This window comes from Streptomyces sp. NPDC037401 (assembly GCF_055602345.1).
The window spans coordinates 104,039-123,922 of record NZ_JBVJWO010000001.1; the positions used below are offsets into that span (position 1 = coordinate 104,039).

A 19,884-nucleotide genomic window follows, 5' to 3' on the forward strand; every position below is an offset into this window, starting at 1 on the left:
GCCCCACTGTGGCGGGCGGGCCTCCGTCATCCCTACCGACCCGGTCCGGGGCTTGGCAAGAAGCCGGGCTTCCGGGGGGACCGATCAAGCCATCAGCCGCGGCGGCGGTCCTTGGGGTCCGCCAGCCCCGCCCGGCGCAGGGCGTCGGCCATCGCGCTGTTCGCGGGCGGAGGGGTGTTCTCGCGGCGGCCGCCGCGCCCCGCACCACCGGCTCCGGCACCGCCGGCGCTGCCCGCTCCCTTGCCGCCCGCCCTGCCGCCGCCCGCGCCGCCGCTGCCCCGCTGCTGCGGCGGGCGGCCGCCGCCCCGGCGCTCCTCGCGCTGCTGCTGCCCGCCTCCGCCCTGGGCGCCGCCCTGGGCCTGCGCCTCGTCGTCCAGCCGCAGGGTCAGCGAGATCCGCTTGCGCGGGATGTCCACGTCCATGACCTTCACCCGGACGACGTCCCCGGGCTTCACGACGTCCCGCGGGTCCTTCACGAAGGTCTTCGACATGGCGGAGACGTGCACCAGGCCGTCCTGGTGGACGCCGACGTCCACGAACGCACCGAACGCCGCCACATTGGTGACCACGCCCTCCAGGACCATCCCCGGAGCCAGGTCGCCGATCTTCTCGACGCCCTCCTTGAAGGTGGCGGTCTTGAACGCGGGACGCGGGTCCCGCCCCGGCTTCTCCAGCTCCCGCAGGATGTCCGTCACCGTCGGAAGGCCGAAGGCGTCCGTCACGAAGGACTCGGGCCGCAGCGAACGCAGCACCGCGGTGTTGCCGATCAGCGCCGCGACCTCGCCGCCCGCCGTCTTCCCCATCGCCCGCACCACCGGATAGGCCTCGGGGTGCACGCTGGAGGCGTCCAGCGGGTCGTCACCGCCGCGGATCCGCAGGAAGCCGGCGCACTGCTCGTACGCCTTGGGGCCCAGCCGCGCCACGTCCTTCAGCGACCGGCGGCTGCGGAACGGCCCGTTGGCGTCCCGGTGCGCCACGATGTTCTCCGCGAGCCCGCCGCTGATCCCCGAGACGCGCGAAAGCAGCGGCGCCGAGGCGGTGTTGACGTCCACACCGACGCCGTTCACACAGTCCTCGACCACGGCGTCCAGCGAGCGCGACAGCTTCACCTCGGACAGGTCGTGCTGGTACTGGCCGACGCCGATGGACTTCGGGTCGATCTTGACGAGCTCGGCGAGCGGGTCCTGCAGCCGGCGCGCGATCGAGACCGCGCCGCGCAGCGACACGTCCAGCTCCGGCAGCTCCTGCGAGGCGAACGCCGACGCGGAGTACACGGAGGCGCCCGCCTCCGACACCATCACCTTGGTCAGCCCGAGCTCCGGGTGCTTCGCGCACAGCTCGCCGGCGAGCCTGTCCGTCTCGCGCGAGGCGGTGCCGTTGCCGATCGCGACCAGCTCGACCGCGTGCTCCTTCGCCAGCCGGGCGAGCTTGGCCAGCGCCTCGTCCCACTTGTTGGCGGGAACGTGCGGGTAGATCACGTCCGTGGCGACGACCTTGCCGGTCGCGTCCACCACGGCGACCTTCACACCGGTACGGAAACCCGGGTCCAGACCCAGCGTCGCGCGGGTCCCGGCCGGCGCCGCCAGCAGCAGGTCGCGGAGGTTCGCGGCGAACACCCGGACCGCCTCGTCCTCGGCCGCCTGCCGCAGCCGCATCCGCAGGTCGATCCCGAGGTGCACCAGGACCTTCGTACGCCAGGCCCAGCGGACCGTGTCCGCCAGCCACTTGTCGCCCGGGCGGCCCTGCGCCGACGGGCCCGCGATGCCGAACCGGCGGGCGATCATGCCCTCGTACGCCGAAGGGGCCTGAGCCGGGGCCGGCGCCGCGGCGGTGGCGTCGGCCGGCTCCTCGGGCTCCAGCGTCAGGTCGAGCACGTCCTCCTTCTCGCCGCGCAGCATGGCGAGCACCCGGTGCGAGGGCAGCGCCGTGAACGGCTCGGCGAAGTCGAAGTAGTCGGCGAACTTGGCCCCCGCCTCCTCCTTGCCCTCGCGCACCTTCGCGGCCAGCCGCCCGCGCGTCCACATCCGCTCGCGCAGCTCGCCGATCAGGTCGGCGTCCTCGGCGAAGCGTTCCGTCAGGATGGCCCGCGCGCCCTCCAGGGCCGCGGCCGCGTCGGCCACGCCCCGGTCGGCGTCGACGAACGCCGCCGCGGCGGCGGCCGGTTCCACCGACGGGTCGGCGAGCAGGCCCTCCGCCAGCGGCTCCAGCCCCGCCTCGCGGGCGATCTGCGCCTTCGTCCGCCGCTTCGGCTTGAAGGGCAGGTAGATGTCCTCCAGGCGGGCCTTGGTGTCCGCGGCCCGGATCCGCGCCTCCAGCGCCTCGTCCAGCTTGCCCTGCTCCCGGACCGACTCCAGGACGGCCGTACGCCGGTCCTCCAGCTCGCGCAGGTAGCGCAGCCGCTCCTCGAGGGTGCGCAGCTGCGCATCGTCGAGCATCTCGGTCGCTTCCTTGCGGTAGCGGGCGATGAACGGCACGGTCGAGCCGCCGTCGAGCAGCTCGACGGCGGCCTTCACCTGACGCTCGCGTACGCCGAGCTCCTCGGCGATCCTGCCTTCGATGGACGTGGTCACGATCTCGGTCCCGCCTTCGTATGAGCCTTGAAGGCTGCAATTGTGGCAGGTGGCACCTGTGGAGCAGGTCAGGCCTTGCCGAGCAGGTCGGCCGGGAACGCGCCGTTGCCGAGCGCGTGCACGAACCAGCCGCGGCCGAGCTCGGTCAGCCGGGCGGTGCCGGCGGCGCCGATGTGCTCGTACGGGGCGCGGTCGAGGCGGTCGGTCTCCAGCTCCACGGCCTCCCGCAGGTCGAGGCCGGCCTGGGTCAGCTCGCCCGCCGCGTCGAGTGCCCCGCGCTCGCGCAGCCGGTCCTTGGCGGCGTCGAGGTCCTCCTGGGTCCAGCCGCGGGTGTTGCGGGTCCACTTCGGGGTCATGCCCAGGCCCGAGGCGGTGTGCGAGACCAGCGACTCGATCGGGTCGAGCTCCGCCGCGAGGAGGGCGGTGATGTGGCCGTCGCCGCGGTGCTCGCGCAGCAGGGTGGCCGCGTGCCAGTAGGCGAGGTGCGGCTCCTCGGGCACGGGGAGGTCGGCGTGGGCCGAGTACAGGACGCGGCCGTGCCGCGTGCAGGCCTCGGTGGCGCGCAGCGCCAGCCCGGCGGCCTCCTTCATCTCGGCGGAGGCGAGTATGTCCTCGCCCAGCAGCCGCCGCAGGGTGGCGTCGGCGGCCCGGACGCGGGCGGCGAGCACGGCCTCGGGGCTGGCCTCCTGCCAGACGCCGGGCAGATGGCGGGCGAGGAGCTCGTGGTTGTAGTTGAAGAAGGCCGCGGCCACCGTGCCGGGACCGACCGCGCCGAGGGCGGCGGCGCGCGCCGCGAGCCCTCCGCCGACGGGGTCCTTGATGCCGGCCGCCGCGATCTCCCGGGCGTGCTCGGGCGCGAAGTAGAGGATGGCGTGCATCGGATTCAGCGTGCCCTGAGCGCAGTTGCGCACCGCGAGTGCGGGGAGGAGGGAGGTCATGCGCGCACGCTAACCGGCCGCCCCGGGCCCGGCTAAGCGATTTCCGGCCACGCCTGTGCGGGACGTGGCTAGGTGGGGCCGAGGCGTACCGGCATGGCAGGAAAGGTGGGGAGCGCGTCGTTGCAGCCACCCGCGGCGGCGCACAGGATGGGGGCCATGCCGCAGCGAACCGTGTTGGCCGTCCTCTTCGACGGGGTGCAGAGCCTCGACGTGACCGGGCCGGTCGAGGTCTTCACCGGAGCCTCCCTGGCCGGTCCGGGGCCGGGCTACCGGATCCGGACCGCCTCCCTCGACGGGCTGCCCGTACGCACCAGCAGCGGGCTCACCCTGGTACCGGACACCTCCCTGGACGCCGCGCCCCGGCCGCACACCCTGCTGGTGCCCGGAGGCCACGGAACCCGGTCTCCGCAACCGGCGCTGGTCGCCTGGCTGCGCGAGCACGGGCCCCGGGCGGACCGGCTGGTCTCGGTGTGCACCGGCGCCCTGCTGCTGGCCGAGGCCGGACTGCTCGACGGCCGCCGGGTCACGTCGCACTGGCTCGTCTGCGAGACGCTCGCCCGCAGCTACCCGGCGGTGGAGGTGGACCCCGACCCCATCTACGTGCGCGACGGGAACGTCGCCACGTCGGCGGGGGTGACCGCGGGGATCGACCTGGCACTGGCCCTGGTGGAGGAGGACCTGGGCCGGGACACGGCCCTGACCGTCGCCCGGCACCTGGTGGTGTTCCTGCGCCGGCCGGGGAACCAGGCCCAGTTCAGTGCCCAGCTCGCGGCGCAGACCGCGCAGCGCGAACCGCTGCGCGAGGTGCAGCGGTTCATCACCGAGCACCCCGAGGGCGACCTGAGCGTGGAGGCGCTCGCCGCCCGCGCCCGGCTCTCGCCCCGGCACTTCGCCCGGGCCTTCCAGGCCGAGACCGGGGTGACCCCGGGACGGTACGTCGAACGCGTCCGGGTGGAGCATGCCCGGCGCCTGCTGGAGGACAGCTCCGACGGCGTCTCGCAGATCTCCCGTGCCTGCGGCTACGGCACCCCGGAGGCCCTGCGCCGCGCCTTCGTCCGAACGCTGGGCCAGTCGCCGGCCGAGTACCGGCGCCGGTTCAGCCCGCGACGCCCGTTGGGCGCGGCCGCGGCGCACTGAGCGCGCCGTGGTTGCCCGCCCGCGCCATGGCGCGGGACATTGCAATGTCACATGTCACACTGCCACCCGAAGGAGATCCCGTGCAGATCGCGATCCTGCTCTACGACCGCTTCACCTCGCTCGACGCCATCGGGCCGTTCGACACCCTCGGCCGCCTCCCCGGCGCCGAGACGGTGTTCGTGGCGGAGCAGCCCGGCCCGGTGCGCAACGACTCGGGTGCGCTCGCCCTCATCGCCGACAAGTCACTCGCGGACGTCCCGCACCCGGACATCGTCATCGTCCCCGGCGGACCGGGCCAGAGCGACCAGATGGAGAACACCGCCCTCCTCGACTGGCTGCGCGCCGTCGACGCGACCAGCACCTGGACCACGTCCGTGTGCACCGGCTCCCTGCTCCTGGCCGCAGCGGGCCTGCTGGAGGGCCACCGCGCCACCAGCCACTGGCTGGCCCTGGAACAGCTCGCCAAGTACGGCGCCGAGGCCACCGGCGAGCGCGTGGTCACCTCCGGCAAGTACGTCACCGCCGCCGGGGTCTCCTCCGGCATCGACATGGGCCTGACCCTGCTCGGCCGGATCGCCGGCGACCGAGCCGCGCAGAGCGTCCAGCTCCTCACCGAGTACGACCCGCAGCCGCCGTACGACGCGGGCTCGCCCGAGAAGGCCCCGGCCGACCTGGTCGAGGAGTGGCGCGCCAAGAGCCGCTTCATCCTCGAATGAATCGGACGGCGCGACGGGAGCGGCCCGGGTCAGGACGCTGACGGCTCCATGGAGGCGATGATGCGCTCGTACGCCGCCAGGGCCGCTTCCTGCTCCTTCCGGCTGCCGGGGCCGCCCAGGCGCACGACGATCACCCCGTCGGGCGCGACGACCGCGTGCTCGCGGACCGGGAACGGCCCGTCCGGGGTCGGCGGGCTCATCCGGTACGTCACCTCCATCGCGGGCATCGACCCGACCCGCGTCTCGCGGTAGGTCACGCCGGAGGTGTACTCCCAGTCGTGGGCGGCCCCGGGCCTGAGCGCGTCCAGCACGGCGCGCGGGGTGTCTTCGGGCCGCTTCCGGTCCGCGTACACCGCCAGGTCCGTCCTGCTGCCGGTCGCGGACTTGATCGTGCACTGGTTGGCGAAGCGGAACCAGGCGGCGTCGGGCCGCGGCCCGGTCTTCGCCTCCCAGGGCTCCTCCACCTGGAACGTCACGGGAAGCTCGCAGGCCGCACCGGCTGCCCCGATCCTCGCAGCGCCGGCGTCGCCCGCACACCCCACGGCCGTCCACGCCAGCAGTGCCGCGGCCGCCACCACCCGCACCCGGGCCCGCATCACTGCTGCCGCCCGCCCGGCTCCGGCCAGGTGAACAGGGGCGCGCGGCGCTCCAGGAAGGCGGCGACTCCCTCTGCGGTGTCGCCGCTTTCGCGTGCCTGCGCCTCCCAGTGGGCCTCCCGGCCGGTGCGCCCGTCGATGAACTCCTTGGCCGCCGCCTGCGTCAGCCGCGAGCGGGAGGTCAGGACCCGGGTGAACTCGGCGACCCGCTTGGCGAGTTGCCCGGCGGGCAGCACCTCGTCGACCAGACCGGTACGCAGCGCCCGCTCCGTGTCGATCAACTCGCCCGAGAACAGCAGGTACTTGGCCGCAGCCGGTCCCACGAGTGAGGCCAGGCGCCGGGTGGAGGAGGCCGGGTAGACGATGCCGAGGTTGGCCGGGGTCACGCCGAAGGCCGCGCCCTCCTCCGCGAACCGCAGATCGCAGGCGGCGGCCAGCTGGGAGCCGCCGCCGACGCAGTACCCGCGGATCGCGGCGAGCGTGGGCCGGGGGAACGCCGCGAGGGCCTCCTCGGCCGCCACCGCGAGGGACCGGGGGTCCCCGGCCGCCGGATCGCGGAGCGAGGAGATGTCCGCCCCGGCGCAGAAGGTCTCACCGGCGCCGGTCAGCACCAGCGCCCGTACGGCCGGGTCCTCGGCCAGGGCCGCCAGCAGCTCCGGCATCGCCCGCCACATGTCCGCGGTCATGGAGTTGCGCTTGGCGGGATGGGAGATGACGACCGTGGCGACACCGTCGGTCACGGTGTGCTGCAGCTGCGCGTTCATGAGCCGGATGCTATCCCGGTCCGCCGATCTCATGATCAAGGGAGTCCTGCAGGGGGGCGCCGGCAGAAGGAGCGCTCACGCCCGCCGACCGGGCTGGCGACCTTGACCTCGATGGTCCTCTTCGGCTGGCTGCTGCTCATCGGCGGCGCGGTCGGGCTGTTCCAGGCCGTCCACTTCCGCAAGAGCAGCTGCTTCTGGCTGTCCGTGATCGTCGCCGCGATCAACCTGGCGGCCGGCTTCGTGATCCTGCGCCGTCCGGAGGCCAGCGCCGAGGCGCTGACCATGTTCGCGGCGCTGTTCTTCCTGACCGGCGGGGTGTTCCGGCTCGCCGGCGCCCTCGTGGTGCGCGGGCCGTACCCGGGGCTGGCCGTGGTCCAGGGCGCCTTCGGCGTGCTGCTCGGCTTCCTGGTGCTGTCGGGCCGGCCGGGCAACAGCCAGTACGTGATCGGTGCCTTCTTCTCCCTCGCGCTGCTCTTCGACGGACTGAGCCTGATCGCCCTCGGTAAGGGCGCCCGGCGGATCCTGGGCCTGGTCGACGACGGGGAGGCGGCGGGGGGAGGGGCCGCGGGAGGCGGCGGACGGGACCGCTGCGGACGCCGCCGGGGCATCCCCGGGGAGCGCCACCGGGGTGGCCGAGAAGCACGGACGAGAAGATCAGGAGCAGTCCAACAACTGACGCTGTCATAAGCCAGCGGTCAAAATGTGTCCGAATAGCGCTGACTTCTGGTCAGGCTCCCAGCGTGCACCCGCCCGTTCCCCACCCTTGACCTGTGGAGACGATCGAGCGTGAAGACGGGGGCCGGGACATGGACGCGCCGCCCCCGAGCGAACCACCGGCCTCGGAACCAGCCTATGACGGCGTATGGAGGTTCACGGCACCCGCAGTTGAAGAATCCGTTCCGCAGGCCCGCCGGGCCGTGCGCGACCTGCTGGGCCGCCAGGGTGTCCCCGACGGGGACACCGCGTACTCCCTGCTGCTGATCGTCTCGGAGCTGGTCACCAACTCCGTGCGCCACGCGGCCCTGCTCTCCCCGCAGGTCGCCGTCGAGGTCGCGATCGGCCGGCAATGGGTGCGGGTGGCCGTCGAGGACAACCACCCGTACCGCCCCAAGGCCCTGGAGGCCGATTTCGGCCAGACCGGCGGCAGGGGCCTGCTGCTCGTCAGGGAGGTCACCGCCCTCGCGGGCGGTGTCTGCGACGTGGAGCACACCGCCGGCGGCGGGAAGGTCATCTGGGCGGCCCTGCCGATTCCCGGCCGACGGCCGTAGGCCCGGGCCGGCCGCGTGCCCGTCTGCGCGCCTACCAGCCCGCGGCATCCCCGGTCAGCTCGCGGATCGCGGGCCTCGCCGCGTCCAGCACCGTCATGAACCACGCCGAGAACGGATCGGCCGCGTGCCGCTTCGCCAGCTCGTCCGCCGTCACGAAGACCGTGTCGCCGACCTCCGACGGATCCGGCCTCAACTCGGCCTGCGCGAGTCCCACGAAAAGGTGGTTGTACTCCTGCTCCACCAGACCCGAATCCGGGTCCGGGTGGTTGTAGCGGACCGTCCCCGCCTCCGCGAGCAGCGAAGGCGACAGCCCCAGCTCTTCGTACGTACGACGGGCCGCGGCCGCGAACGGCGACTCCCCGGGGTACGGATGCCCGCAGCAGGTGTTCGACCAGACGCCGGGGGAGTGGTACTTCCCCAGGGCCCGCTGCTGGATCAGCAGCCGCCCGGCCTCGTCGAACAGGAACACGGAGAACGCCCGGTGCAGTTGCCCGGGCGCCTGGTGCGCGGACAGCTTCTCCGCGGTGCCGATGGTGTTGCCCGCCTCGTCGACCAGCTCGAGCATGATCGGTTCATCAGCAGTGCCGGGGGACGCGCTGGTGGCGGCGGTGGCTGGTGTGATCGGCATAACCATCCTTCGCTTCGGTCTTCGGCCTTCAGTCTGCCGTACAAAAGCGGCTTGTCGGCACTTCGGTGGTCCGCGCATGTCTGCCCCCCCGCCGCGTGATATGCGGCGGGGGGCAGACGTCACGTCGCACGGCGTACGCCGCCGGGACGCGGAGGACGGCTCGGACTCCGGTCAGACTCCGAACGGCGCCGGGTAGGTGATCGTGCCCGCCGGAACCGGCACGGAACCGTCGAACACCAGAACCATGTTCGCCTCGTCCGGCACCTCGAACGGCAGCGAGATCCCGTGCCGCGACGCCCTCACGAACCCGAAGCGCGGGTAGTACTCCGGGTGTCCGAGCACCACCACCAGCGGTGCGCCCTGCCGGCGTGCGGCATCGAGCACCGCACGGACCACGGCACTGCCCGCGCCCGTCCGCTGGAACTCCGGAGCCGTCGCCACCGGCGCCAGTGCCAGCGCCGGCACCCCGCCGATGTGGCAGCGGGTGATCAGCGCGTGCGCCGCCACCGACCCGTCCGGCGCCTCGGCCACCCAGGACAGCCCCGGGATCCAGGCGTCGTCGGCCCGCAGCGCGTCCACCAGATCCGCTTCGTACGGCGTCTCGAAGGCGGCCGCGTGCACCGCGTGCACCGCCTCCCGGTCGCCGGGCCGCTCCTCGCGGACCGGCCAGCCGCCGACGGGCCGCGAGACCGGTCGCAGGACGTACCCGCTGTACCCGTACTCGTGGCCGTGCTCGCGGCGCACGGCGATCTCCCGCAGTGCCCCGGCGACCGCCTCGGCCATGCCCGGGACGGTCGGGTCCGCCGCCGCGGCCCGCTCGCCGAGCGGTCCGTAGTACGCCTCCCAGTCGGACCCGGGCTGCGGGTGCACCCCGAGGACCCGGTAGCCGGCGGCCTCGGCGGCCGCGGTGTTCTGCGCGTCGTTACGCAGGGCGTAGTGCTCCTCCCAGAAGGCGCGCACCTGCGGGGAAGGGGACTCGGCGGTCCACACGCACTCGGTCAGGACCAGCGAGCCGCCCGGTGCGAGCAGCCGCTTCCAGTCCCGCAGGGCGGTGTCGAAGCCGACGTTGTAGACGGAGCTCTCCGCCCAGACCAGATCGAACGAGCCGTCCGGGAACGGCAGCGCGCGCATGTCGGCCCGCACCGGACGGATCCGGTCGCCGAGCCCGCGGGCCGCGGCGGCTCCGCGCAGCTCGTCGAGGAAGCCGTCGTTCAGGTCGACGGCGGTCACCTCGGCCCCCGTCTCGGCGGCGAGGAGCAGGGCGCTGCGGCCCGGACCACAGCCGATGTCGAGGACGCGCGGCCGCTCGGGCAGCGGGCCGGCGAGGCAGAGCAGGCGGCGGGTGGTCGCGTCGGACCCCGGCCCCTGGCGGGGCAGCCCGCGGTGAAGAGTGAGAAATGCCTCGAAGGAAGAGGTGGTGTCGGTCAACGCGAACCCTTGCGTGAAGGGCGTCGCCGACGGCGCGATCAGCGCACGGAAGGCGTGATCAGCCCCGGCCGGACGCCCGGAGGATGGGGATGAACCTGTCGCCGCCGCACAGAGCAGCGGTCACCGTGACGGTCATCAACCCACCTCCTCGACACCCAGGACCGATGGACGCACAGAACCGAACGTCTCAGCGATCACCTTAGCAGCCGCGGTTTGTCGCCGACAGGGCCGATCGACCATGATGATCACGGCCGGGCCCGGGGGAGGGCGGTGGACGACGACCGCGATCAAGGGCCGCAATCATCGGCTTATCGGGGCGTGAACGGGTGATGAACGCCCCCTTCCATTCATCCGATAGCCTCTGCCGACGTGTCGCCGCCCCCGTGGGGGCGGCTGTTTCAGGGTTCGCTGTAAGGAGTGGGTTCGTCTGCCGACCGCCATCCTCACCGGTCCGCCGGTACCCGGATCGCCGCTCGAAGGCGAACTGCGGTCGCTCGGCTTCGACGTGCGCCACGCCCCCGCTCCGTGGGACGCCGGGCACGTGCTGTCCGCGCTGCCCGCCGACGAGCGGGTCGCCCTCGTCGACAGCCGGTTCGTCGGCCACACCCACGCCCTGCGGCTGGCGCTGACCGACCCCCGGTTCGACGCCTGCGCCGTCCCCGGCGCGCTCGGCGTCCAGCCCGCGCTGCGGGCCCGGCTGACCGAGGCCGCGGCGGAGCCCGACCCGCTCGACGCGGGCCTGCCGGACCGGCTCGCCGGCGCCATGGAGGCCGCGGGCGCCCCGGTGCAGCGGCCCGACCTCGGCACGCTGGTCGCCGCGGTGCCGCAGGACCCCGCGGCCCGTACCGCCGCCGAGGCCGCCGTCGCCGCCGTCGACGAGGAGGCCGTGCGGCTGCGCAGCGCCGTGAAGTCCCGCGACGGCTTCTTCACCACCTTCTTCATCAGCCCGTACTCGCGCTACATCGCACGCTGGTGCGCGCGGCGCGGGCTGACCCCGAACCAGGTCACCACCGCCTCGCTGCTCACCGCCCTGATCGCGGCGGGCTGCGCGGCCACCGGCGAGCGCACCGGCTACATCGCCGCCGGCGTGCTGCTCCTCGTCTCCTTCGTACTGGACTGCACGGACGGGCAGCTCGCCCGCTACTCGCTCCAGTACTCCACGCTCGGCGCCTGGCTCGACGCGACCTTCGACCGCGCCAAGGAGTACTCCTTCTACGCCGGCCTCGCGCTCGGCGCGGCCCGGACCGGCGACGACGTGTGGGCCCTCGCGCTCGGCGCGATGGTGCTGATGACCTGCCGGCACGTCGTGGACTTCTCCTTCAACGAGGCACACGTCGACGCCGCGGTCGCCACGGGCGCCGGGAAATCCGTCACGGGCGCCCCCACCGCGGCCCTCTCCGCACGCCTCGACAGCGTCGGCTGGACCGTCTGGGTCCGCCGGATGATCATCCTGCCGATCGGCGAGCGCTGGGCGATGATCGCCGTCCTCACGGCCGCTACCACCCCGCGCATCACCTTCTACGCCCTGATCGCCGGCTGTGCCTTCGGCGCGCTCTACACCACCGCGGGCCGCGTCCTGCGCTCCGTGACCCGCAAGTCGCAGCGCACCGACCGCGCCGCGCGGGCCCTCGCGGACCTCGCCGACTCCGGCCCGCTGGCCGAGCTCGTCGGCCGCGCGACCGCGCGCATGGCGCCCGGCGCCGGGTTCGTCCTCGCCCTCGTCGGCGCCGCCGCCCTGATCTGGACCGCGTGCGCCTCGCCGTTCGGCAGCCGCCAGGTCGTCGTCGCCGCCGTCTTCTACACGGTCCTCTCCGGCGTGGCCGTCGCCCGCCCCCTCAAGGGAGCGCTCGACTGGCTCGTCCCGCCGGTCTTCCGGGCCGCCGAGTACACCACCGTCCTGGTCCTCGCGGCCAAGGCGGACGTGCCCGGAGCCCTGCCTGCGGCATTCGGCCTGGTGGCGGCGGTCGCCTACCATCACTACGACACGGTGTACCGCATCCGCGGTGGCACCGGCGCGCCCCCGCACTGGCTGGTGCGGACGACCGGCGGCCACGAAGGCCGGGTGCTGCTGACCGCGGTCCTGGCCGCCGTCCTCGCGCGCAACACCGACTTCCCCGTCGCGCTCACGGCCATGGCCGTGTTCGTGGCACTCGTGGTGCTCGCCGAGAGCATCCGCTTCTGGGTCTCCTCCGGAGCACCCGCCGTACATGACGAAGGAGAACCAGCATGATCGGCCTTGTACTCGCTGCCGGTGCCGGACGCCGCCTGCGTCCCTACACCGACACCCTGCCCAAGGCCCTCGTGCCGGTCGGCCCCGAGGGCCGGGAGGACAGCCTCACCGTCCTCGACCTGACCCTGGGCAACTTCGCCGAGGTCGGCCTGACCGAGGTCGCCATCGTCGTCGGCTACCGCAAGGAGGCCGTGTACGAGCGCAAGGCCGCCCTGGAGGCGAAGTACGGCCTGTCGATCACGCTGATCGACAACGACAAGGCCGAGGAGTGGAACAACGCCTACTCCCTGTGGTGCGCCCGCGAGGTCCTGAAGAAGGGCGTCATCCTCGCCAACGGCGACACCGTGCACCCCGTCTCCGTCGAGAAGACCCTCCTCGCCGCCCGCGGCAAGGGCCAGAAGATCATCCTCGCCCTCGACACGGTCAAGAAGCTGGCCGACGAGGAGATGAAGGTCATCACCGCCGACGGTCAGGGCGTCCGTACGATCACCAAGCTGATGGACCCGGCCACCGCGACCGGCGAGTACATCGGCGTCACCCTGATCGAGCCCGACGCCGCCGAGGCGCTGGCCGACGCCCTGAAGGCCACCTTCGAGCGCGACCCCGACCTCTACTACGAGGACGGCTACCAGCACCTCGTCAACGACGGCTTCACGATCGACGTGGCCCCCATCGGCGACGTCAAGTGGGTCGAGATCGACAACCACGACGACCTCGCCAAGGGCCGGGAGATCGCGTGCCAGTACTGACGCGGCTCATCCCGTCGCCGGTCGTCGTCGACATCAGCTGCGGCGCCATGGACGACCTGGCCGGCCTCCTGGCCGACCAGCGGATCTCGGCGTCCGGCAAGCTCGCGATCGCCATCAGCGGGGGCTCCGGCCAGGCGCTGCGCGCCAAGCTGGAGCCCGTCCTGCCGCACGCCGACTGGTACCCGGTCGTCGACGGCACGATCGACTCCGCGGTCAAGCTGGCCGACGACATAAAGGGCCGCCGCTACGACGCCGTGGTGGGCCTGGGCGGCGGGAAGATCATCGACGTGGCGAAGTACGCCGCGGCGCGGGTCGGGCTGCCCATGGTGGCGGTGGCCACCAACCTCTCCCACGACGGCATCTGCTCGCCGGTGTCGATCCTCGACAACGACAACGGCCGCGGGTCCTACGGGGTCCCCACGCCGATCGCCATGGTCATCGACCTCGATGTGATCAAGGACGCCCCGGTGCGGTTCATCCGCGCCGGCATCGGCGACGCGATCTCCAACATCTCGGCGATCGCCGACTGGGAGCTCTCCCACCGGCTGACCGGCGAGCCCGTCGACGGCCTGGCGGCCGCCATGGCGCGCACCGCCGGCGAGTCCGTCCTGCGCCACCCCGGCGGCTGCGGCGACGACGAGTTCCTCACCGTGCTCTCCGAGGCGCTCGTGCTGTCCGGCATCGCCATGTCGATCAGCGGCGACAGCCGCCCGTCGTCCGGCGCCTGCCACGAGATCAGCCACGCCTTCGACCTGCTCTACCCGGGGCGCTCCGCGCTCCACGGCGAGCAGGTCGGCATCGGCGCCGCCTTCGCCATGCACCTGCGCGGGGCCAAGGAGCAGTCCGGGCTCTTCGCGGAGGTGCTGCGCGGCCACGGCCTGCCCGTGCTGCCCGAGGAGATCGGGTTCAGCGTGGACGAGTTCGTCAAGGCCGTCGAGTACGCCCCGCAGACCCGCCCGGGACGCTTCACGATCCTGGAGCACCTCAACCTGTCCGCAGCCGAGATCAGGGACGCCTACTCCGACTATGCCCAGACCATCCGTAGCTGAACTCCGGCCCGTCGTTCACCCGCCGGGCGTCAAGGACCGGCGCAGCGGCGAGCACTGGGGCGGCCGCCTCTACATGCGCGAGATCTCCCTGCGCATCACCCGCTCCCTGGTGAACACCAAGGTCACGCCCAACCAGCTGACCTACGTGATGACCCTCGCCGGTGTCCTGGCCGCCCCGGCCCTGCTGGTGCCGGGCATCTGGGGCGCCGTCCTCGGCGTGGTGATGGTCCAGCTGTACCTGCTGCTCGACTGCGTCGACGGCGAGGTCGCCCGCTGGAAGCAGCAGTACTCGCTCTCAGGCGTGTACCTCGACCGGGTCGGCGCGTACCTGTGCGACGCGGCGGTCCTGGTCGGCTTCGGCCTGCGCGCCGCGGACCTGTGGGGCAGCGGCCGGATCGACTGGCTGTGGGCCTTCCTCGGCACCCTCGCGGCGCTCGGCGCGATCCTGATCAAGGCCGAGACCGACCTCGTGGGCGTCGCCCGGCACCAGGGCGGACTGCCGCCCGTCAAGGAAGCCGCCGCCGAACCGCGCTCCTCCGGCATGGCGCTCGCCCGCCGGGCCGCCTCCGCGCTGAAGTTCCACCGGCTGATCCTGGGCATCGAGGCCTCCCTCCTCATCCTGGTCCTGGCCGTCGCGGACCAGGTCCGCGGCGACCTGTTCTACTCCCGGCTCGGCGTCGCCGTGCTGGCGGGCATCGCGCTGCTCCAGACCGTTCTGCACCTGGTGTCGGTCCTCGTCTCCAGCAGGCTGAAGTGAGCACCGCGATGCGGCTGGGCGCCGTGATCATCACCATGGGCAACCGGCCCGACGAGCTGAAGGCCCTGCTCGACTCGGTGGCCCGCCAGGAAGGCGACCCGGTCGAGGTCGTCGTCGTCGGCCAGGGGGTGAAGATCACCGGCCTGCCCGAGGACATCCGTACGGTGGACCTCCCCGAGAACCTGGGCATCCCGGGCGGCCGCAACGCCGGCATCGAGGCCTTCGGACCCGGCGGCCGCGAGGTGGACGCCCTGCTCTTCCTCGACGACGACGGCCTGCTGGCCCGCACCGACACGGCCGAGCTGTGCCGACGCGCCTTCGCGGAGGACCCGGAGCTCGGCATCGTCAGCTTCCGGATCGCCGATCCCGACACCGGGGTCACCCAGCGCCGGCACGTGCCGCGGCTGCGCGCCTCCGACCCCATGCGGTCCTCCCGCGTGACCACCTTCCTCGGCGGCGCCAACGCCGTGCGCACGAAGGTGTTCGAGCAGGTCGGCGGTCTGCCGGGCGAGTTCTTCTACGCCCACGAGGAGACCGACCTGGCGTGGCGCGCCCTCGACGCGGGGTGGCTGATCGACTACCGCGCCGACATGGTGCTGCACCACCCGACCACCGCTCCCTCCCGGCACGCGGTCTACCACCGTATGGTGGCCCGCAACCGGGTCTGGCTGGCCCGCCGCAACCTGCCCGCACCGCTGGTCCCCGCCTACCTCGGCGTGTGGATGCTGCTCACGCTGCTGCGCAAGCCCTCGGGCCCCGCGCTGAAGGCGTGGTTCGGCGGCTTCCGTGAGGGTTGGACCACACCGTGCGGGCCCCGCAGGCCCATGAAGTGGCGCACGGTGTGGCGGCTGACCCGGCTGGGCCGACCACCTGTCATCTGAGAAGCTCGCTTCTGGGAGCATGTCCCTACCCGGGACACCTCCCGGGGCCGGGGCCCAGAGCCCGATGTCCGCCCTTGCTGCGCATCTTGAAGACGAAAGTTTCAACTTGTGAGTGACACAACCCACGACGGCGCCCTCGCCACGAGCAAGCCGCCGTCTCCCGACGCGGGGCTGACCGCGGCGGAGCTCGCCGCGAAGTACGGCCTGTCGGTCAGCGGTGCCCGCCCCGGGCTCGTCGAGTACGTTCGGCAGCTCTGGGGGCGCCGCCACTTCATCCTGGCCTTCTCGTCGGCCAAGCTGATGGCGCAGTACAGCCAGGCGAAGCTCGGCCAGATCTGGCAGGTGGCGACCCCGCTGCTCAACGCGCTGGTGTACTACCTGATCTTCGGGCTGATCCTGGACGCCGGCCGGGGCATGGACCAGGCCACGTACATCCCGTTCCTGGTGATGGGCATCTTCGTCTTCACCTTCACCCAGAGCTCCGTGATGGCGGGTGTCCGGGCGATCTCCGGCAACCTCGGCCTGGTGCGGGCCCTGCACTTCCCGCGGGCCTCGCTGCCGATCTCGTTCTCGCTCCAGCAGCTCCAGCAGCTGCTGTACTCGATGATCGTGGTCTTCGCCGTCGCGGTCGGCTTCGGCAACTACCCGAAGCTCTCCTGGCTGCTGGTGGTCCCGGCGCTGTGCCTCCAGTTCGTCTTCAACACCGGTCTCGCCATGATCATGGCGCGAGCGGGCGCGAAGACCCCGGACCTGGCGCAGCTGATGCCGTTCATCATGCGCACGTGGATGTACGCCTCGGGCGTCATGTTCGCGATCGGCGAGTACCTGAAGGACCAGCCGGCCTGGGTCGCGGACGTGCTCCAGTGGAACCCGGCCGCCATCTACATGGACCTCATCCGGTTCGCCCTGATCGACAAGTACGACTCCTCGTTCCTGCCCCCGCACGTGTGGGCCTTCGCCGTCGGCTGGGCCGTTGTGATCGGCCTCGGCGGGTTCGTGTACTTCTGGAAGGCTGAGGAGCGTTACGGCCGTGGCTGACGAGCAGTTCGACCAGAGCGGGGCCCGCGTCCCGACCGTCATCGCCGACGACGTGCACATCGTGTACCGCGTCAACACCGGCGGCGGCGGCAAGGGCAGTGCCACCGCGGCGCTCAGCAAGATAATCCGCCGCAAGAAGAGCGACGAGACCCGTGGTGTGCGCAAGGTGCACGCCGTGCGCGGCGTCTCCTTCACCGCCTACCGCGGCGAGGCCATCGGCCTGATCGGCTCCAACGGCTCCGGCAAGTCCACGCTGCTGCGTGCCATCGCCGGCCTGCTGCCCTGCGAGTCGGGCAAGGTCTACACCGACGGGCAGCCCTCGCTGCTCGGCGTGAACGCCGCGCTGATGAACGACCTCACCGGCGAGCGCAACGTGATGCTCGGCGGTCTGGCCATGGGCATGTCCCGCGAGCAGATCAAGGCGCGCTACCAGTCGATCGTCGACTTCTCGGGGATCAACGAGAAGGGTGACTTCATCACCCTGCCGATGCGCACCTACTCCTCCGGCATGGCCGCCCGCCTGCGCTTCTCGATCGCCGCGTCCAAGGACCACGACGTGCTGATGATCGACGAGGCGCTGGCGACCGGTGACCGCCGCTTCCAGATCCGCTCGGAGGAGCGGATCCGCGAGCTGCGCAAGGAGGCCGGCACGGTCTTCCTGGTCAGCCACAGCAACAAGTCGATCAGGGACACCTGCGACCGCGTCCTGTGGCTGGAGAAGGGCGAGCTCCTGATGGACGGCCCCACCGAGGAAGTCGTCAAGGCTTACGAGAAGGAGACCAGCCGCTAGCGCAGCTGTGTCAGCGCCGTCCCGGGGCCCCCGCCGCGTCCGCGTGGCGGGGGTCCCGTGCTGCGGCGGCGCGGCCGCGACATCCGGTGACGGGCCGCACACCCGATGGGGCCGGATCACGTTGTACAACGTAAGCTGTACCGGTGCTGAATCGCGGCAACTGGGGACGATTCCCCGCCGGTGACGAGGCGCCCCTCCCGGGGCGGACCGGCGGCGTGTCCGAAATAGGATGTATTGGTTCGGCAGTGTAGAACGGGAGATGTGACGGCAATGGCTACGGGAATTCTCCGGCCCCCAGAGGCTCGAGCCGTCCCCGCCGCGGGCGGCGGGCGGTGACCCCGGCGCACGGCACCCGGGCCGACGCCCACTCGCGCGCCACGCTCGGCAAGGCAGCCGACGAAAACTTCCCCGTGGCCCCGTTCTTCGTCCCCCGCGCCTGGCGCGCCGGACTCATGGCGGTCTACGGCTACGCGCGCCTCGTCGACGACATCGGGGACGGCGACCTCGCCCCCGGCGGCCGCGACGCCGTGCTGCTCGGCCTCGACGCCGAACAGGCCGACGACCGGCTCGCCATGCTCGACGCGTTCGAAGCCGACCTGAAGCGGGTGTTCGACCGCTCCGCCGGCTCCCCGCGCCACCCCCTGCTGCGCGCCCTGCAGCCGGTGACCGCCGCGCACGGCCTCACGCCCGGTCCCTTCCTCGCCCTGATCGAGGCCAACCGCCAGGACCAGCGGGTCCGGCGCTACGAGACGTACGGCGACCTGCTCGCGTACTGCGAGCTGTCGGCGAACCCCGTCGGCCGGCTCGTGCTGTCCCTCACCGGCACCAGCAGTCCCGAGCGCGTCAGGCACTCCGACCGGATCTGCACCGCCCTCCAGATCGCCGAACACCTCCAGGACGTCACCGAGGACCTCGGCCGGGACCGGATCTACCTCCCCGCCGAGGACATGCGCCGCTTCCACGTCACCGAGGCCGACCTCGCCGTGCCCACGGCGGGCGCATCGATGCGCGCGCTGGTCGCGTTCGAGGCCGAACGCGCCCGCGGGCTGCTGAATGAAGGCACCCCGCTCGTGGGTAGCGTCCACGGCAGGCTCCGGCTGCTGCTCGCGGGATTCGTCGGCGGCGGGCGCGCGGCCCTCAACTCGATCGCACGTGCCGGGTTCGACGTGGCACCCGGCCCGCCCAAGCCCACCCGAGCAGGTCTGCTCCGCGAAGTGGGCGCCGTTCTGCGTACTGCGCCGAGAGAGGGGTGAGCCCCACAGTGGAGGGCCAACCGCACGCATCCGCACCCGTACTCGCCGCATACAGCTACTGCGAGGCCGTCACCGGCGCCCAGGCGCGCAACTTCGCGTACGGGATCCGCCTGCTGCCCACCGACAAACGGCAGGCGATGTCGGCGCTGTACGCCTTCTCGCGGCGCGTCGACGACATCGGCGACGGCACGCTGCCCCCGGAGACCAAGCTGGTCCGGCTCGAGGAGACCCGCTCCCTGCTCGACCGGGTCCGTGAGGGCGGCGTCGACGAGGACGACACCGACCCGGTCGCCGTGGCGCTCGCACACGCCGCCCGGCGCTTCCCGATCCCCCTCGGAGGGCTCGACGAGCTCATCGACGGCGTCCTGATGGACGTCCGCGGCGAGACGTACGAAACCTGGGACGACCTGAAGGTCTACTGCCGGTGTGTCGCGGGCGCCATCGGACGCCTCTCCCTCGGCGTGTTCGGCACCGCACCCGGCGCGCAAGACGCCGCGCGCGCCCCCGAGTACGCCGACACGCTCGGTCTCGCGCTCCAACTGACCAACATCCTCAGGGACGTCAGGGAAGATGCGGGCAACGGCCGGACCTATCTCCCCGCCGAAGACCTCGCCAAGTTCGGCTGCTCCGCGAACTGGCTCGGGGACTCCGGCACCGGACGGACCCCGGCCGGCTCGGACTTCGCGGGGCTCGTCCACCACGAAGTACGGCGCGCCCGGGCCCTGTTCGCCGAAGGGTACCGGCTGCTGCCGATGCTGGACCGGCGCAGCGGCGCATGCGTGGCCGCGATGGCCGGGATCTACCGCCGCCTGCTCGACCGCATCGAACGCGAGCCGGAGGCGGTCCTGCGCGGTCGGGTCTCGCTGCCCGTGCGGGAGAAGGCGTACGTCGCCGTGCGTGGCCTGTCCGGGCTCGACGCGCGGACCATCTCGCGCCAGGCGGGCAGGAGGCGGGTCTGATGAGACACAACAGCGGAACGCTGGCAGAACAGGCGAAAGGCCGGAACCGGGACGCAACCCCGGAGACGGCGCGCGCGTCCCTGAAGGCAACGGCCGCACGACCCGAGCGGACGGGCCCGGTCTCCCAGGAGGT

Annotated in this window: 19 protein-coding genes; 13 read left to right on the forward strand and 6 right to left on the reverse strand. The window is 72.5% G+C overall.

Annotation, left to right across the window (positions count from 1 at the left end):
* Positions 1-92 precede the first annotated feature (92 nt).
* Both ACZ7H1_RS00485 and ACZ7H1_RS00490 read right to left on the reverse strand, forming a co-directional pair.
* Positions 93-2,570, reverse strand: coding sequence for a Tex family protein (locus ACZ7H1_RS00485; RefSeq protein ID WP_470782442.1), 2,478 nt, complete (start codon positions 2,568-2,570; stop codon positions 93-95).
* Between the two features lie 68 nt (positions 2,571-2,638).
* Positions 2,639-3,508 carry an SCO6745 family protein gene (locus tag ACZ7H1_RS00490; protein WP_470782444.1) on the reverse strand — a complete coding sequence of 290 codons (870 nt, stop codon included), beginning with the start codon at positions 3,506-3,508 and terminating at the stop codon, positions 2,639-2,641.
* A 156-nt stretch (positions 3,509-3,664) separates the two neighbouring features.
* Here ACZ7H1_RS00490 and ACZ7H1_RS00495 point away from each other — a divergent pair, with 156 nt between their 5' ends.
* Positions 3,665-4,645, forward strand: coding sequence for a GlxA family transcriptional regulator (locus ACZ7H1_RS00495; RefSeq protein ID WP_470782446.1), 981 nt, complete (start codon positions 3,665-3,667; stop codon positions 4,643-4,645).
* Positions 4,646-4,725: 80 nt separating this feature from the next.
* Positions 4,726-5,361: a DJ-1/PfpI family protein gene (locus ACZ7H1_RS00500; RefSeq protein ID WP_470782447.1), complete on the forward strand. Its 636-nt coding sequence runs from the start codon at positions 4,726-4,728 to the stop codon at positions 5,359-5,361.
* Positions 5,362-5,390: 29 nt separating this feature from the next.
* Here ACZ7H1_RS00500 and ACZ7H1_RS00505 read toward each other — a convergent pair whose 3' ends face one another.
* Positions 5,391-5,936: a lipoprotein gene (locus ACZ7H1_RS00505; protein ID WP_470782448.1), complete on the reverse strand. Its 546-nt coding sequence runs from the start codon at positions 5,934-5,936 to the stop codon at positions 5,391-5,393.
* Positions 5,937-5,956: 20 nt separating this feature from the next.
* The gene (locus ACZ7H1_RS00510) at positions 5,957-6,721 is read right to left on the reverse strand and encodes an enoyl-CoA hydratase/isomerase family protein (protein WP_470782449.1); all 765 of its coding nucleotides are present in this window, start codon (positions 6,719-6,721) and stop codon (positions 5,957-5,959) included.
* A 12-nt stretch (positions 6,722-6,733) separates the two neighbouring features.
* Between ACZ7H1_RS00510 and ACZ7H1_RS00515 the strand changes: the two genes are divergently transcribed.
* Together ACZ7H1_RS00515 and ACZ7H1_RS00520 are read left to right on the forward strand one after the other, a co-directional pair.
* A complete protein-coding gene (locus ACZ7H1_RS00515; protein ID WP_470782750.1) occupies positions 6,734-7,408 on the forward strand; it encodes an HdeD family acid-resistance protein in 675 nt (224 codons plus the stop codon).
* 83 nt (positions 7,409-7,491) lie between these two features.
* Positions 7,492-7,989: an ATP-binding protein gene (locus ACZ7H1_RS00520; RefSeq protein WP_470782451.1), complete on the forward strand. Its 498-nt coding sequence runs from the start codon at positions 7,492-7,494 to the stop codon at positions 7,987-7,989.
* A gap of 31 nt (positions 7,990-8,020) precedes the next feature.
* On the opposite strand, the gene idi is transcribed toward ACZ7H1_RS00520, so the two are convergent.
* Positions 8,021-8,617 (reverse strand): isopentenyl-diphosphate Delta-isomerase, encoded by a 597-nt coding sequence (idi, locus tag ACZ7H1_RS00525; protein WP_470782453.1) that lies wholly within the window; start codon positions 8,615-8,617, stop codon positions 8,021-8,023.
* A gap of 171 nt (positions 8,618-8,788) precedes the next feature.
* Positions 8,789-10,045 carry a bifunctional class I SAM-dependent methyltransferase/N-acetyltransferase gene (locus ACZ7H1_RS00530; protein ID WP_470782454.1) on the reverse strand — a complete coding sequence of 419 codons (1,257 nt, stop codon included), beginning with the start codon at positions 10,043-10,045 and terminating at the stop codon, positions 8,789-8,791.
* 427 nt (positions 10,046-10,472) lie between these two features.
* Between ACZ7H1_RS00530 and ACZ7H1_RS00535 the strand changes: the two genes are divergently transcribed.
* From ACZ7H1_RS00535 to hpnD, 9 genes are all read left to right on the forward strand, one after another.
* Positions 10,473-12,275 (forward strand): DUF5941 domain-containing protein, encoded by a 1,803-nt coding sequence (locus tag ACZ7H1_RS00535; protein ID WP_470782751.1) that lies wholly within the window; start codon positions 10,473-10,475, stop codon positions 12,273-12,275.
* Positions 12,272-13,024, forward strand: a complete 753-nt coding sequence (locus ACZ7H1_RS00540; RefSeq protein ID WP_470782455.1) for a phosphocholine cytidylyltransferase family protein — start codon at positions 12,272-12,274, stop codon at positions 13,022-13,024. The genes ACZ7H1_RS00535 and ACZ7H1_RS00540 overlap by 4 nt, the downstream gene beginning before the upstream one ends.
* The gene (locus ACZ7H1_RS00545) at positions 13,012-14,073 is read left to right on the forward strand and encodes an iron-containing alcohol dehydrogenase family protein (RefSeq protein ID WP_470782456.1); all 1,062 of its coding nucleotides are present in this window, start codon (positions 13,012-13,014) and stop codon (positions 14,071-14,073) included. The genes ACZ7H1_RS00540 and ACZ7H1_RS00545 overlap by 13 nt, the downstream gene beginning before the upstream one ends.
* Positions 14,051-14,830, forward strand: a complete 780-nt coding sequence (locus tag ACZ7H1_RS00550; RefSeq protein WP_470782458.1) for a CDP-alcohol phosphatidyltransferase family protein — start codon at positions 14,051-14,053, stop codon at positions 14,828-14,830. Before ACZ7H1_RS00545 ends, ACZ7H1_RS00550 begins: the two co-directional genes overlap by 23 nt.
* Before the next feature lie 8 nt (positions 14,831-14,838).
* Complete coding sequence (locus ACZ7H1_RS00555; RefSeq protein ID WP_470782752.1) at positions 14,839-15,711, forward strand: glycosyltransferase family 2 protein; 873 nt, start codon at positions 14,839-14,841, stop codon at positions 15,709-15,711.
* Positions 15,712-15,819: 108 nt separating this feature from the next.
* Positions 15,820-16,749 carry an ABC transporter permease gene (locus tag ACZ7H1_RS00560; protein WP_470782460.1) on the forward strand — a complete coding sequence of 310 codons (930 nt, stop codon included), beginning with the start codon at positions 15,820-15,822 and terminating at the stop codon, positions 16,747-16,749.
* Positions 16,742-17,539 (forward strand): ABC transporter ATP-binding protein, encoded by a 798-nt coding sequence (locus ACZ7H1_RS00565; protein ID WP_470782462.1) that lies wholly within the window; start codon positions 16,742-16,744, stop codon positions 17,537-17,539. The genes ACZ7H1_RS00560 and ACZ7H1_RS00565 overlap by 8 nt, the downstream gene beginning before the upstream one ends.
* Positions 17,540-17,871: 332 nt before the next feature.
* A complete protein-coding gene (hpnC, locus tag ACZ7H1_RS00570) occupies positions 17,872-18,792 on the forward strand; it encodes a squalene synthase HpnC (RefSeq protein ID WP_470782463.1) in 921 nt (306 codons plus the stop codon).
* Positions 18,789-19,751 (forward strand): presqualene diphosphate synthase HpnD, encoded by a 963-nt coding sequence (gene hpnD, locus ACZ7H1_RS00575; protein WP_470782464.1) that lies wholly within the window; start codon positions 18,789-18,791, stop codon positions 19,749-19,751. Before hpnC ends, hpnD begins: the two co-directional genes overlap by 4 nt.
* Positions 19,752-19,884 lie beyond the last annotated feature (133 nt).